This window comes from Alteromonas sp. K632G (assembly GCF_017653625.1).
In the GTDB taxonomy this organism is placed as follows: domain Bacteria; phylum Pseudomonadota; class Gammaproteobacteria; order Enterobacterales; family Alteromonadaceae; genus Alteromonas; species Alteromonas naphthalenivorans.
Genome location: NZ_JAGGDM010000003.1, coordinates 237,799 through 251,596, shown reverse-complemented (window position 1 = coordinate 251,596; position 13,798 = coordinate 237,799). Strand labels below are relative to the sequence as shown.

The 13,798-nt window shown below is 42.4% G+C and carries 14 protein-coding genes and 1 pseudogene; 10 read left to right on the top strand and 5 right to left on the bottom strand.

From position 1 onward, the window contains the following. Positions 1 to 523: 523 nt before the first annotated feature. The 3 genes and pseudogenes from J5X92_RS05275 to J5X92_RS21395 form a co-directional block, all read right to left on the bottom strand. Positions 524 to 928 (bottom strand): GFA family protein, encoded by a 405-nt coding sequence (locus tag J5X92_RS05275; RefSeq protein ID WP_208804903.1) that lies wholly within the window; start codon positions 926 to 928, stop codon positions 524 to 526. A 1,490-nt stretch (positions 929 to 2,418) separates the two neighbouring features. Beyond that, complete coding sequence (locus tag J5X92_RS05270; protein ID WP_126874042.1) at positions 2,419 to 2,721, bottom strand: hypothetical protein; 303 nt, start codon at positions 2,719 to 2,721, stop codon at positions 2,419 to 2,421. A 345-nt stretch (positions 2,722 to 3,066) separates the two neighbouring features. Next, a pseudogene (locus J5X92_RS21395) lies at positions 3,067 to 3,255 on the bottom strand (hypothetical protein); the annotation flags it as partial. 577 nt (positions 3,256 to 3,832) lie between these two features. Between J5X92_RS21395 and J5X92_RS05260 the strand changes: the two are divergent. From J5X92_RS05260 to J5X92_RS05250, 3 genes are read left to right on the top strand one after another with little or no spacing between them, the layout of a single operon-like run. Beyond that, positions 3,833 to 4,783: an SDR family oxidoreductase gene (locus J5X92_RS05260; protein WP_208804899.1), complete on the top strand. Its 951-nt coding sequence runs from the start codon at positions 3,833 to 3,835 to the stop codon at positions 4,781 to 4,783. Positions 4,784 to 4,819: 36 nt separating this feature from the next. Then, positions 4,820 to 5,548 (top strand): fibrobacter succinogenes major paralogous domain-containing protein, encoded by a 729-nt coding sequence (locus J5X92_RS05255; protein WP_244360257.1) that lies wholly within the window; start codon positions 4,820 to 4,822, stop codon positions 5,546 to 5,548. A 5-nt stretch (positions 5,549 to 5,553) separates the two neighbouring features. Continuing rightward, positions 5,554 to 6,297: an alpha/beta fold hydrolase gene (locus tag J5X92_RS05250; RefSeq protein WP_208804896.1), complete on the top strand. Its 744-nt coding sequence runs from the start codon at positions 5,554 to 5,556 to the stop codon at positions 6,295 to 6,297. Between the two features lie 20 nt (positions 6,298 to 6,317). Here J5X92_RS05250 and J5X92_RS05245 read toward each other — a convergent pair whose 3' ends face one another. Both J5X92_RS05245 and J5X92_RS05240 read right to left on the bottom strand, forming a co-directional pair. Continuing rightward, on the bottom strand, positions 6,318 to 7,439 hold the full coding sequence (locus tag J5X92_RS05245) for a succinylglutamate desuccinylase/aspartoacylase family protein (protein ID WP_013783767.1): 1,122 nt from the start codon (positions 7,437 to 7,439) through the stop codon (positions 6,318 to 6,320). Between the two features lie 153 nt (positions 7,440 to 7,592). Then, positions 7,593 to 8,477 (bottom strand): ThiF family adenylyltransferase, encoded by an 885-nt coding sequence (locus tag J5X92_RS05240; protein WP_126872746.1) that lies wholly within the window; start codon positions 8,475 to 8,477, stop codon positions 7,593 to 7,595. A 413-nt stretch (positions 8,478 to 8,890) separates the two neighbouring features. Here J5X92_RS05240 and moaB point away from each other — a divergent pair, with 413 nt between their 5' ends. From moaB to J5X92_RS05205, 7 genes are read left to right on the top strand one after another with little or no spacing between them, the layout of a single operon-like run. Continuing rightward, on the top strand, positions 8,891 to 9,394 hold the full coding sequence (gene moaB / locus J5X92_RS05235) for a molybdenum cofactor biosynthesis protein B (RefSeq protein ID WP_013783769.1): 504 nt from the start codon (positions 8,891 to 8,893) through the stop codon (positions 9,392 to 9,394). After that, positions 9,394 to 9,918 (top strand): cyclic pyranopterin monophosphate synthase MoaC, encoded by a 525-nt coding sequence (gene moaC, locus J5X92_RS05230; protein ID WP_126872747.1) that lies wholly within the window; start codon positions 9,394 to 9,396, stop codon positions 9,916 to 9,918. The genes moaB and moaC overlap by 1 nt, the downstream gene beginning before the upstream one ends. Positions 9,919 to 9,939: 21 nt before the next feature. Continuing rightward, entirely contained in the window at positions 9,940 to 10,212 is a 273-nt protein-coding gene (locus tag J5X92_RS05225; RefSeq protein ID WP_126872748.1) for a MoaD/ThiS family protein, read from the top strand. Positions 10,213 to 10,214: 2 nt separating this feature from the next. Then, the gene (locus J5X92_RS05220) at positions 10,215 to 10,688 is read left to right on the top strand and encodes a molybdenum cofactor biosynthesis protein MoaE (RefSeq protein WP_126872749.1); all 474 of its coding nucleotides are present in this window, start codon (positions 10,215 to 10,217) and stop codon (positions 10,686 to 10,688) included. 2 nt (positions 10,689 to 10,690) lie between these two features. After that, entirely contained in the window at positions 10,691 to 11,866 is a 1,176-nt protein-coding gene (gene modA, locus J5X92_RS05215) for a molybdate ABC transporter substrate-binding protein (protein ID WP_208804894.1), read from the top strand. Beyond that, positions 11,867 to 12,559, top strand: a complete 693-nt coding sequence (gene modB, locus J5X92_RS05210; protein ID WP_126872751.1) for a molybdate ABC transporter permease subunit — start codon at positions 11,867 to 11,869, stop codon at positions 12,557 to 12,559. Then, positions 12,538 to 13,707, top strand: coding sequence for an ATP-binding cassette domain-containing protein (locus J5X92_RS05205; protein WP_208804892.1), 1,170 nt, complete (start codon positions 12,538 to 12,540; stop codon positions 13,705 to 13,707). The genes modB and J5X92_RS05205 overlap by 22 nt, the downstream gene beginning before the upstream one ends. The last annotated feature ends 91 nt before the right edge of the window (positions 13,708 to 13,798 follow it).

Here is a 13,798-nt window from a genome sequence, read left to right as displayed (position 1 = left end):
GCTAATGAAAACAGGTAAGGGTAGTTGCACCACTTTTTTTACTAAGGCAAACGAAGTTTAGGCTGACGCCTTATAACGCCCATTTAATGGGCAAAAAGTTGTTGGCTAAAATTTTGAGGAACGAAAAAAGCCAACTGTTTTTTGTCCCTGTTTAAATGCTTGTTATGTGTTTACTTTAACACCAAGCTGAAATTATTTGCACCGTTGCCTGTGCGTTTAACCGAATTTTTTGAGCCACTCACAAAGGGTACAACCGACATTAATAGCTTTGCATTTACGAAGTAAAAATAGCGCAAAGCTTATTAGTGAGTAAACCTAAATTAGTTTGGCGAAAATTACACACCAAACCTAAAACGCTATTTTTGTGCGACGAAATAACAACAAACACAAAAATAATTTAGCCATATTTCCTAAAAACACATAACGCCTTACTAAGAGGCGAAAAATTGTTGGCTAAAATTAGCGACGCAGGAGCAAAAAGCCAACTGTTTTTTGTCCTTTTCAGTAACTTGTTAAGTGCAATTTACTCTGGAAGATTTTCGAATTTTTTTGCACAAATAGCTTTGTCATACCATTTAGCCTTTTCAGAATAAAATATATTATCCTGAGGCTCTATAGCAGGCTCAGAGTCTAAGCAACCAGCAGGAATAACTAAAGCTTTTCCTGAACCTGAAAGGTATGGAACCCCACAACCGCATTCAGTGCAAAAAGCTTTAGAAATAGCTCGTCCTGGAACATCAAAGCGTTTAACTAATTTAGAACCACTTAACCATTTTATGTTTTCTGGAGTCGTGAATAGATTAGATGCATGAGCCGAACCAGTTGTTTTTTGGCACTGAATGCAATGACAAAGGTGAAATTGCTCGAAACTATTATTACTCTCGAAAGAAACTTTACCACACAAACAGCTACCTAAAACTTTTGACATTATACTCCATCCTTGATTATTGCATTTAACGCCCAAATAATGGGCTAAGTACATTTTGCTACAATGCGCGGAGCGCGAGCAAACTGTACGTGTCCCGTTGATTTGCTTGTTAGCAGCAAGGTTTATTAAAAACACTAAAAACACCAACAACGCAAAGATTAAATTAGTGGATGTGAGAAGCAAAAAATACGCTGCACTACTTACCCACCAAAACACGATTGATAAACAATAACAAAAAATGCTTACCAATCAATTAAAAAACTAAACTTGAACACAAAAAAGGAAGGAAAACTAAGAGCACCAATCCTTTGTTGAGAAATATCCAATTAGCCAAACACATTTATAAATAGAATAAGTAGTGCCTGCTAACGCCCAAATAATGGGCTAAGTACATTTTGCTACAATGCGCGGAGCGCGAGCAAACTGTACGTGTCCCGTTGATTTGCTTGTTAGCAGCAAAGTGACTTAGCGCACTATAATTACCAAACATGCAAAAACTTAATTAGTGGAAGTGAGAAGCAAAAAATACGCTGCACTACTTACCCACCAAAACACGATTGATAAACAATAACAAAAAATGCTTACCAATCAATTAAAAACTAAACTTGAACACAAAAAAGGAAGGAAAGCTAAAAGCACCAATCCTTGGTTGCGAAATATTCTATTAGCCAAACACAATTATAAATAGAATAAGTAGTGCCTGCTAACGCCATTTTAAGCGGCTAGAAACAGTTAGGCTAAACTGCGCGAAGCGCGAGCCAACTGTTACTAGTCCGGCTTTAAAACCTTGTTAGCAGCAGCTTGAATTAAAAACACAAAACTTACCACTAACGCTAAAATTTAATTGACGGAAGTGACGACCAAAAACACTGGGTAACACTTACCCACCAAACCGTGATTGATAAACAATAACAAAAAATGCTTACAAATCAATTAAAAAACGAAAGTTAAACACAACAAAGAAAGGAAACAAATACCAATCCTTTGGTGTGAAATGCTAAGCTGACAACCATTAAATTTGAATTAAGTGTTGCCTGCTAACGCCCAAATAATGGGCTAAGTACATTTTGCTATAATGCGCGGAGCGCGAGCAAACTGTACGTGTCCCGTTGATTTGCTTGTTAGCAGCAAAGTGACTTAGCGCACTATAATTACCAAACATGCAAAAACTTAATTAGTGGAAGTGAGAAGCAAAAAATACGCTGCACTACTTACCCACCAAAACACGATTGATAAACAATAACAAAAAATGCTTACCAATCAATTAAAAAACTAAACTAGAACACAAAAAAGGAAGGAAAGCTAAAAGCACCAATCCTTTGTTGCGAAATATTCTATTAGCCAAACACAATTATAAATAGAATAAGTAGTGCCTGCTAACTTTTAAATAAGGGGCGCAGGCATGTGGGGCATAATGGCGAAGCCGCCCCGCGTGTATGCGTCCCAGCGAACGAAGTGAGTGCCTTAATTTTTTTGTTATGTGCCAAGCCTCAATCTCCTTCCGAATTTACATTAGGTGAGTTTGGGTTATTTGCCATATAACCTTTCTCTGAAATACCAGGCTTAATTCCTTTAAGTATTCCATACGCCACTATTGGGCCAAAAATTGGAGCGAACAAAGCGAATACTCTATAACGTTCTAATTCATTTATTTTCTTTGAAGCGTACCTATTATTTTTAATTTTCTGAAGCCTCAAAATCACCTTGGATACCTGTGATGTGACAACAATTGCAAAAACAAAATGAACTAGAAGTACAGCTAATAAAACGATAATAATTTTGGTTTCACTCATGGCACATAACGTTCCGGTAAGGGGCAGTTGCTTGCATGCGAAAATCGCGGAGCCGCATGCGAGGAACTGTCCCAGCGAACGGAGTGCGCGAGCTTGACCGGTTTGTTATAACTATTCATCCTCTTCATCCAATAAGAACTGTCTTAGCATTGGGCGAACTACTGCAAGAATAAGAACAATGATAACCAATGCACCCATGACAAGTTTAACTAATGGGAGAAACGTTGGTTGTTCCCAGATTTGACCGTTTAGTTCTTTTTCTTCCTCTTGCTTTATGAATTCATCATATGCTGTATTTAAATCGCTATGCTTAGTTATTTCGGGGTATTCAATAACAAACCCTTTCTTCGCGAGAGCTACCCTTGCTAAGTCAGATTTCGCTTGGTCTACATACAGCATATGGTTTTTGACATCCGAGTAATACCTGATGCCTTCTTGGTCTAAAACGTCCACTATTTCAACGGAGTCTACTAGGCGCATATCTTGGATTAGAGGTCTATAAATAGGACTATCTGTTCGAGCCCAGATCAGCACAAAAATAGCAACAGTTATTGAAATAACCAAAGCAATGATTAGTTGAATTTGTCTACTTAGGGAATTAGAAATTTGCTCTCTCCTTGAATGAAAAAAATCACCACTGCTACCTGTAGTTATAACAATTTAGTGTACGGAAAAAATCCTTTATGCAAGGTGGAAAATTTCCATATTTCATTGATTTATTGTCCTAGTCTATTTTTTAAGCTCCTGATTGGCAAGTCATTATTTATAACCCCTAAAGCACACCACAAGAAAGGCGGAAAAATTCCGTAATAAATCGGACTTATGCAACTGAATATGAGCCTGTATAAATAAACAGTATTTTTGCAAAGTTATTTTTGTCTAATAAATCTCAAATTCCGCAATAGTAATCCTCTTGCTGTAAGTAAACCTAAAAATAATCAGATTGATACAAATAGGCATTTTTTAGCGATTATTGCGCCTGATAAATCTACCTTTCAAGCACTATAATGCACTTTATTGTGCGGTTTGAATTTAAAGCACGTCACAAAGACTAACACGGGTTACCACAAGCAAGGCGGTGACTGAATAATCAACATTGGCAGGTAATTTTATGGCGACGAATAACCCATTTGGCCCTAAAGGTTGGACTCCCGAGCGTTTGGGGTCTCTTTCGGGAAAAACGTTTCTAATCACTGGCGCAAATAGTGGGGCGGGGTTTCAGGCTACGCGAATCTTGTTGTCGAAAGGGGGGAGCGTGGTAATGCTAAATCGTAACCTTAGTAAATCAGAAGCTGCCATCGCCAAGCTACAAACCGAGTTTGGTGATGAAGCTAAAGTCAGCTTTATACCATTAGATTTAGCGGAATTGGCGTCAGTAAGGCGCGCGTCGCAAGAAATACTAGAAAAGGTGCCTAAAATCGATGCGCTTATGTGTAATGGTGCAATTGCTCAAATCTCCACACAACAGCTAACTGTCGATGGGTTTGAAAGTCAGTTAGGGGTAAACCATTACGGTCATTTTTTATTATGTGGTTTGCTCTTTGAAAGAATTGAAGCATCAAAAGGCAGAATTGTAGTGGTGTCTAGTGAAGGCCACAAAATGGGATTAAGAGCCATTCAATTCGATGATATGAATTGGGATAAGAACTACCATCCAAATAAAGTGTACAGCCAAAGTAAGCTAGCTCAAATGATGTTTGCCTATGAACTTCAGGACAAAATCAAAGCGGCTGGAAAAAATGTGAAGGTATACGTTTGTCACCCTGGGGCTTCTAATACTTCTCTTATCAGGGAAAGCGCAAGTTTAATGACCCGAATTTCGTGGGCATTTATGGTTAAGATCGGCCTGGCGCAAACGGCTGAAAAGGGCGCGTACCCAGAGGTAATGTGTGCCACCGAAGAAAACTTAAAAGAGCGTGCTTATTATGGCCCAACGGGGCTAATGAATTTTGGTGGCCCGGTAGGTGAGGGTAAGCTTGAATCATTTGTTGTGCAGAAAGACGCGTTAACTCGGTTGTGGGCGCTTTCTGAGAAAGAAACTGCTATTAACTGGCCGCTTTAATTTAATAAGAAAGGCGCTTTATGCTTGGGCTCAAAGATGAAAAAATTAATTTTTGGTGTGGGTATCAGTATGTTAATAACAATGAATTCATCGGCTAACAATAGTAGTCAGTTAAGCAATACTCAACAGGCTGCTCAAAGCCCTGAACAAAACTCCGCTCAAAGCTTAATACAAGATATTGAGGGTAATGTTTATCGCACTGTGAAAATTGGCGATAGAGTCTGGCTGGCTGAGAATTTAAGATCGACTAAATTTCAGGACGGTACCCCGGTTAATACGGGTTTCGTCCCGGATGATAACGACAAAAATTTATCAAGCTATGGCAGGCTTTATGATTGGAATGATGTTTCCAACTCGCGAAATATTTGTCCTGCGGGATGGCGAGTGGCATCAGATGAAGACTGGAAATCGCTAGAGGCAGCTATTGGTATTGCCGAATCTGATCTTGATAAAGAAGGATGGAGAGGCGAGAAAGACGTGGCTATTACACTTAAAGCTGCGCAGCCAAATACTTTGTTCAAGCGTTTTGACCAGTCCCAAGTCAATAAGTATAAATTTTCTGCTACGCCAGCGGGTGTAAAGCTTGGTAATTGGTATATAACCCAAGGCATGTATACTGAGTTTTGGACAAGCAGTAATGCCACTCAAAAAGAAGCTTTTGCTAGAACACTTGCCTATTCGTGGTGGAACTCTCATAAGGGAGAAATTCGCCGAACTAAACTCAAAAAGAGTTATATGTTATCGGTTAGGTGCGTAAAAATGTAGGTTAAATGATGCTCCGAACAGTTATTTTAACGGTTTTATTGCTAGTGCTTTTTCTAACTACGGGTTGTGCTAACTCTGAAGCGAAGCCGCTTAATTACCAAGCAGATGATGAGATTGTTGTGCTAGCCCACGGGTTGGGTAGAAGTGATTGGGCAATGTGGCGTTTTGCTAAGCGGTTGGAGAACGCGAACTATAAAGTATGTCTATTAGACTACACTACCATCGGGGTGAGTGTGGCTTCGGTATTAGATGAAACAGCCAGCCAAATAGATGTGTGCCTACAAAATGCCCCCAAAGTACATTTTGTAGGGCACTCGCTTGGTGGTTTAGTCATTAGAGCATACTTGCAAAACCATGAAGAAGCCTTAGAAGCCGTGAACGTGGGAAAGGTAGTACTGGTAGGTACACCAAACAAAGGCAGTGAATTAGCCGATCATTATAATGACAGCTGGTTAATGAACCTAGGTGGGGGAATTAGCCGTGCGTTAGTCACTGGCACTAGAAGCTTGGGCAATAACCTTGATGCGGTAGATTTCACTATTGGCATTATTGCGGGCACCAAGCCGTTAGGCTTAACGAACGACAGGTTCAACGGGCCAAACGATGGCCTGGTATCAGTAGAGTCTACTAAATTGGAAGGCATGACTGATTTTATCACCATCGACGTTGGCCATTCTCAAATGCGATATAGCGAAGAAGTGGCAAAGCAAACTGTTCATTTTTTACAAAAAGGCGCATTTGACCACTAGCGCCATGCTGCTCACCTTTGTTAGGTGAGCGTTTCGTAATTAGTAAATACTTTATAAAGCTGTGTGCCACTTAATACCGATGCAGACGGAAAGTGCAAAATAGGGATTAAATCGCAAGGAGCGTTTAATAAGCGGCTGCCATTATCGTTATCAAGCTCGTCAATATTTAGAATTTTCGCAAGGGGCTCACCAGCCTTAATGCTTTCCCCCGGTTTTGCCAGGTATTCCACCATGCCGCCCCAGTCAGTAAACAGGGTTTTATAGTCTTTTAGCATTACCCCTAACCGAGTCATATCATTAGGCTTAACATCACAATTGTGCAGTGCGCCTTTTGCATTTAGGTAACTGAGTATACTAAGTGCATCCACATCGCCCTCGGTGAAATTAATCACCTCTTGGCTACCCATTTCAAGCGTAAAAGCTTCAACGTTAAACTCAATATTTCGCTGCAGGTTTGCCTCAATACTTTCTTGTAGCGTCCACCATGGGCAAAAAGTAGCTTCATCTAATGCGCCAGCAAAAACATTGGGAATAAAAATACAATGGGGTATGTTAAACAAACTAGCGCTAGGCTTAGCATACTCAGGCACATAAATATGGCGTGTTGAAACAGGGCCGTTATGCAAATCCAGTACAAAATCAGCGTTCACCGCTAATTGCTGTAGTTTTAAGTTTAGCTGCTGTGCTAAGCCCAAACCCCAAGGTGTGGCAAGCTTAGTATCTATCGCGTTTGATAAAAACGCTCTGAAACGCTGCTTTATGCCTTGTACCGACTCTTCTGGGGTAACGGTGTTAGCAAATTGCTCAACACTGTCTTTGTCAAAATGATAGCCTCGGTTCCAATTGGTGCCGTTGACAGGGTCGAAGCGGCCCATGGTGTATTCGCCGGCTTTTATATTAGTGCCCACCGGGTTGCAATTGGGTACCAAGATAACTTCACCACAAATATCCATGTCTTTTAAGCGTTGGATAAGGTGGTATATCACTACGTTACCTTGCACTTCGGCGCCATGTATCGAACTTTGAATGTATACGGTGGGGCCGGGTCTTGCGCCTCGCATTCTGTAAATGGGCACATTCATGTTTCTGCCAGAGGCGTTTTGCGCCACGACAATATGCTGCTTAACAACCTCAGTTGTCATAACTCTCTCTTTTTAATTCGTTGTTATTCATGTCGTTGTTAGTTATTGATGCTCTCGTTAGCGCTAATGCTAGCGCTTATATTAGTGCCAATATAAGTACTTATGCAGGAACTTATAAAACGCCCATGCTAATACTTTTGTTACTCATATGCGCTAACCTTCATCAACATCTTTATTCTGATTACCACAAACATCACACTGCAGTGTGGCGGGTAGCGTCCATTGTTGCCATTCATGCTGCAAACCATCGAAGGTCAACAAGGTATTTACCGGAACTGAACCTACTCCCATTAATACCTGCATGGCAAGCAGTGCTTGGTAGGTCCCTACAATGTTCACGATGGGCGAAAAAATACCTGCTTCGGTACAGCTTAATTCAGGCGCGCTAAATAACCTACGTAAACACGCATAGCATTGGCTTTCGCCGGGTTTAGCTACGAATAATTGACCTTCAAAGCGAATGGCTGCCCCAGAAATTAAAGGAACGCCGTGTTTATAACACAAGCGGTTTATAAGGTCGCGGCTTTGAGTATTATCGGTGCAATCAAGCACAATGTCGTGCTCGCCAAACAGTTTGTGGGTATTGATTTCAGGTTTCTCTAATTCAGTCGCACCTGTCTTAGTAGCCCCTTCCTCTGCGCTGTTTGTCTCAGTGCGTTCTTCTCCCGCGCGGTTTCCAGCAGTAAGTGGCATATTGTCTTGAAGCAAACTCGCTTCAATACTGACAATTTCACAATCGCTATTCATTTGCGATAGTCTGACTTTCGCTGCCATCACTTTTGACTGTCCAACTTGGCTTTCATCGAACAAGGTTTGGCGGGGGAGGTTGGTATGCTCAACAATATCGTTGTCTATCAGCGTAATTTTGCCCACACCACTGCCACATAAGTTCGTGGCCGCCGCATTACCTAAACCGCCTACACCAATTATTAGAATGCGAGACGACGCCAACAATTCCTGACCATCAATATCAACTTGAGGCAGTACAATTTGCCGGTTGTATCGCATTACCTGCTTAGTAGATAGCGGGGTTTTCATTTACGCATTAACCTTAGTGTAAAAATAAGTGAGCAAGTAAGGCACAGTAGCAAAAAGGAAACTGGTTGCCCAAGTAATTGACATCCAAGCTATTGAATACAATCCTTTTACCCTCATAGATAAATTGTATTATTTACGTTGTGCTTTTTAGCTTTACCACTATTTTTAATTCATATTGGTACAAGGCAATGAGTCATGCTCCCAATCCACAACAATTTTCAGGTTGGGCGCAGCATGTTATAAAATCGACTCTTTATAACAGCTCAGCGTCTGACTAAAAAACCGGAGCGCCGCTGGCGCAGTATATGTTGCCGCATACATCAATGTGGTAAGCTGAACGTAACATGATGTATTAATTTAGGCGTACTTTATCAAAGCCTGAATAAATGTCGCATATCAATTTAGGATTTCTTATGTCTGTAGTTAGTCAGCCGCTTAATTTGGCGGTACTTACCATTTCTGACACCCGCACACTTGAAAATGATAAGTCAGGGGATTATTTAACTAACGCATTAAATACTGCGGGGCATAACTTAGGCGACAGAGCCTTAGTAAAAGACGATATCTATCAGCAGCGCGCTATAGTGTCGGCGTGGATAGCAAACCCCGATATTAACGGTATATTAATTACTGGTGGCACGGGCTTCACCCACAGAGACTCTACGCCAGAAGCTATCAGTGTGTTGTTCGATAAACAGGTCGATGGCTTTGGTGAATTGTTTCGCCAGGTAAGCTACCAAGAAATTGGTACTTCTACCATCCAGTCTCGCGCTATTGCTGGTTTTGCCAACAATACTGTCATCTTTTGCTTACCCGGCTCTACAGGCGCTTGTAAAACCGGTTGGGAAAAAATTATTGCTAGCCAGTTAGATGTCGATTTTAAACCCTGTAATTTCGTTAAACACTTGGTGTCGTAATGGCCACATTTAGTCATTTAAATGCAGGCGGCGAAGCTAACATGGTGGATGTTAGCGATAAAGCAGTAACCGTCAGAGAAGCCACTGCCCAAGGGTATTTATATACCAGTCCAGAGGTTATCGACCAAATAAGCAATGCCACTATTGCCAAGGGCGACGTATTTGCCGTTGCGCGTATTGCAGGTATTCAGGGGGCAAAGCGATGCGCCGATCTCATTCCGTTATGCCACCCTCTTGCGCTCTCGAAAGTAGATGTAAACTTTGCCATCGAGCCCGAAAATAACCGCATAAAAACCACCTGTTTTTGTAAACTAAGTGGCAAAACAGGGGTAGAGATGGAAGCCCTTACCGGTGTGAACGTGGCCCTGCTTACCTTGTTTGATATGTGTAAGGCTATCGACCCTGGTATGCGCTTAGAAGGCATTCAGGTACTCGATAAAAAAGGGGGTAAAACGGGTCATTGGCAAAGCATCGATGAGCCGGCTAGCAGCCACACCAACGACAATAAAACATTAGGTGAGTAATTTACCTTCATAGGACTCAACATGAATGTAACCGTGAAAACCTTTGCGCAATTACGTGAAATTACCCAAGAAGGTAGCTTTACATTAACGCTGCCTGAAAGTGCCATCACCATGGGTGACGTTATTACCTTGCTAAAAAGCCGTAGTGACAAATGGTCGCAAGCCCTTGGTGCCTCTGCTGGTAGCGAGAATGGCAGTGTATTAATGGCGCGAAACCAGCAACTGTGCGATATACAAACTCATGTGCAACCAGGTGACGAACTTGCCTTTTTCCCACCAGTAACAGGGGGGTAATCATGTTCGCATTAATTGGCGACGCCGATTTCGATCAACAGTGGTTATACAATCGCTTACGCCAAGAAGCTAGCCAAAAAGCCAAAGGCAATGTAGGCGCTATTGTTACTTTTACCGGCTTGGTACGAGACAACAATGCCGATGGTAATATTTTAGGTATTGAGCTTGAACATTACCCTGGCATGACAGAGCAAGCCCTAACCAACTTAGTGCAAGAAGCCATCACTCGATTTTCGCTCACCTCGGCAGGCGCGGTTCATCGTGTTGGCCGATTATATAACGACGAGCAAATAGTCTGGGTTGGCACTGCCGCACCCCATCGCGCTGCGGCATTTGAAGGCGCTAACTTTTTAATGGATATGCTTAAGCAATCTGTCCCCTTGTGGAAAAAAGAGTTCACCCGAGATAATTCTCGTTGGGTTGAGGTAAAAGCCTCAGACGACAAGGCCGCTTTGGCCTGGTTGAGAGAAAAATAGCAATGGCGGTTGGCGCAAAGATACCGGCGTGTTTAAAAATGATACTCACGTATTTAAGAATTTCCCCCGCGTTTTTAAGCATGCAAGTTGGTAACCCTAAAGGCCGCGCGGGTGCGTTTCTATCCGTTGTTTTTTTTACTCTGTGTCTTGTCTGTAATGCGGCAGTATCAGACACTACTCTCTCTTCATATGAACAGACCTACGCTTATAAAAATGCCATTGCTGATAATAATGCTATTTCCAAAAACAACCATCAGCATGATGAACACCATGAAGTAGTCGCTTCTAAGGAAGATGTCGCCACTTATGACACGGCAGTGCCCATATTGTCTTCGCCATTACAAATTGCTGTAGCCGCAAATTTTGCTAAACCTTTACGCACCATCGCCAATGATTATTTCAAGAAAACCGGGCAAGAAGTCAGTGTTACCGTTTCTTCCAGTGGAACCCTATTTGCGCAGCTTACTCATGGTGCTCAATTTGATGTATTCCTCTCTGCCGATACAGCCAGGCCCAATGCGTTGATAAAGGCAGGGCGTGTTAGCGCTGAAGATGTGCATGTTTACGCTAAAGGTAGGTTGGCCTTTCTGTCTTCTCATACTACCGCTTCAACACCACACTTTACTGCTGGGGCATTGGCTGGGAAAAAGCTGGCTATCGCTAACCCTAAACTTGCTCCTTATGGCAACGCAGCAAAGCAGTATCTTGTTAATACCAATCAGTGGAATGCTGTTTCCCCCCATATTGTGATGGGTAAAAACGTACTTCAAACCTATCAGTTTTTTACTACAGGTAACGCCGATTATGCCTTGGTGGCATACTCCCTCGCCCTAGCTGACAAGCGAATTAATTGGACTGATAAGCGAATAAATGAGGCTGATGAGCAAAATATTTCTGGGCGCAATGCTTATGTCGAAAGCGGGGTCGAAGGCGATGGGGCAATACTCATTACCGACACCCTACATCAACCAATATTACAAAGCCTTGCAGTTACCGCCGCAGCCGACAGAAAAGCCGCAGCATCTGCATTTGCTCGTTACTTATTGTCATTAGACGTACAGGGAAATTTGCCCAATTGGGGCTATCAACCCGCTGATGATTCATTATCGGTTAGCGTAACTTCCAGTATTAATGAGAACAAGCGAGTAGATAACAGAGTCACTAGGGGTATACCATAAATGCTAGAACATAGCGCCTTTGCTGCGGTAGGGTTAACCCTAAAACTGGCCTTTTTAACCAGCGTGCTGTTAATGGTATTGGTTACTCCTCTGGCGTGGAAGTTGGCAAATTGGCAACATAAATTAAAACCCGTATTCATGTCGGTACTTGCATTACCTTTAGTGCTTCCACCCACCGTGCTCGGCTTTTACCTGTTGGTGGCTTTTTCGCCCCAAAGCCCAGTTGGGGAAGGGTGGCAATGGCTCACAGGCCATCAGCTAGCGTTTAGTTTTGAAGGCTTAGTGATAGGCTCTTTTATTTACTCATTACCCTTTGCGCTGCAGCCCTTGTATAGCGGCTTTACTCAACTCGATAAACGGTATGTTGAAGTGGCGCATTCATTAGGCTTTGGAAAAATAGAGGCGTTTTTCAGCATCATACTTCCTTTGTGCAAAGCGCCGTTGATAGTGGCATTCGGTCTTAGCTTTGCGCATACCATTGGTGAATTTGGTGTGGTGTTAATGATTGGGGGGAATATTCCAGGCGAAACCCAAGTGCTCTCAATTGCATTGTATGAACACGTTGAAGCCTTAGAATATGGCCAAGCACATGCACTTTCGTTGGGGCTACTATTGTTTTCATTTTTACTGCTTACGCTGCTGTATCGCTTTAATGGAAAAGGAGGACAAGGTTGGAGTTCAATGTCTCGTTAGTAAACCGCATTAGTGCGAAAGCCGCATTACCATCTTCCATGCAGGTAGTGGGTATTACTGGGCCATCAGGCGCAGGCAAAAGCAGTTTGCTTCGTGCGCTAGCTGGGTTCGAACAAGAAGCATCAGTAAGTGTTAATTGGTTTGCTGAAGACGCTAAACCTATTGCTAGCGCAACAGTTAACGCGCATTCAGTTACCAAGGCAATAAACGTAAATAGCGCGCCCATCCGCGTGCGGGTAGGTTTGGTATTTCAGCAGCCTATGCTATTTCCTCATGTAAATGTAAAAGGCAATTTAGCACTGGCCGAACGTCATGCTGGCTCAAAGGCGTTAAAAGTTGAGCATGCTATTGCTGGTTGTGAGTGCGAACATTTACTGCATAAATCAATAGACAGTCTTTCAGGTGGTGAAGCGCAGCGGGTGGCATTAGCGCGTGCATTGGTTAATGGGCCAGATGTGCTGATGCTTGATGAGTCGTTAAGCGCATTAGATGCGGCTTTACGCAGCAAAATCCTACGATTTCTAGTCAAAACCTGTGGGCGCCTAAATATAAAATTGATCATGGTGTCTCACGATGTTCAAGACTTGGCTCTATTCTGTGATGGGCTGATATCTGTTGTTGATGGCGCGGTAGAGGCGACGGGTTCAGTTGCTTACGTTATGGCGAAAATCGCTAGCCAAGGAAGCGTAGAAAACCCCTGTGCCATTTTAGAAGGTGAGATAATTAAGAACTCGGATGATTTTCCTCACCCGTTTACGCGTTTGAATGTAAGCGGCAATATATTGTACGCCAAAGCTACCGTGCAATGTGATAGTAAACTGAATACGAATAATAAAGATGAGCAAGGGTTAAGCACTGACCAGCATCACCAGCGAGGAAAAATAGTCGTTTTTGCCAGCGAGGTGAGTATCGATACCAATACACAAGTGAATGTGCCCTCTAGCAGTATCTTAAACGCGTTACCGTGCGAAGTAGTGGAAATTTACCACCCTGAAATACCGCAATCTGAAAACCAGCAACTACAAACCGCAATCGTGATGCTAACTCATGGTAATCAAGTGTTGTATGCCAGAGTAAGCACCTTGTCGATTGAAAGGTTGAAACTTGAACCTGGTTTATCCGTGGTGGCTAGGTTCAAACTTCAGTAGGTTTGCAAAGCGTTTTAAAGTGCAGCGTTTACTATTCCTAGGTACTAACTTCCTAGATCTAAGTTCTCTAGATCTAAGTTTTCTAGGTCTA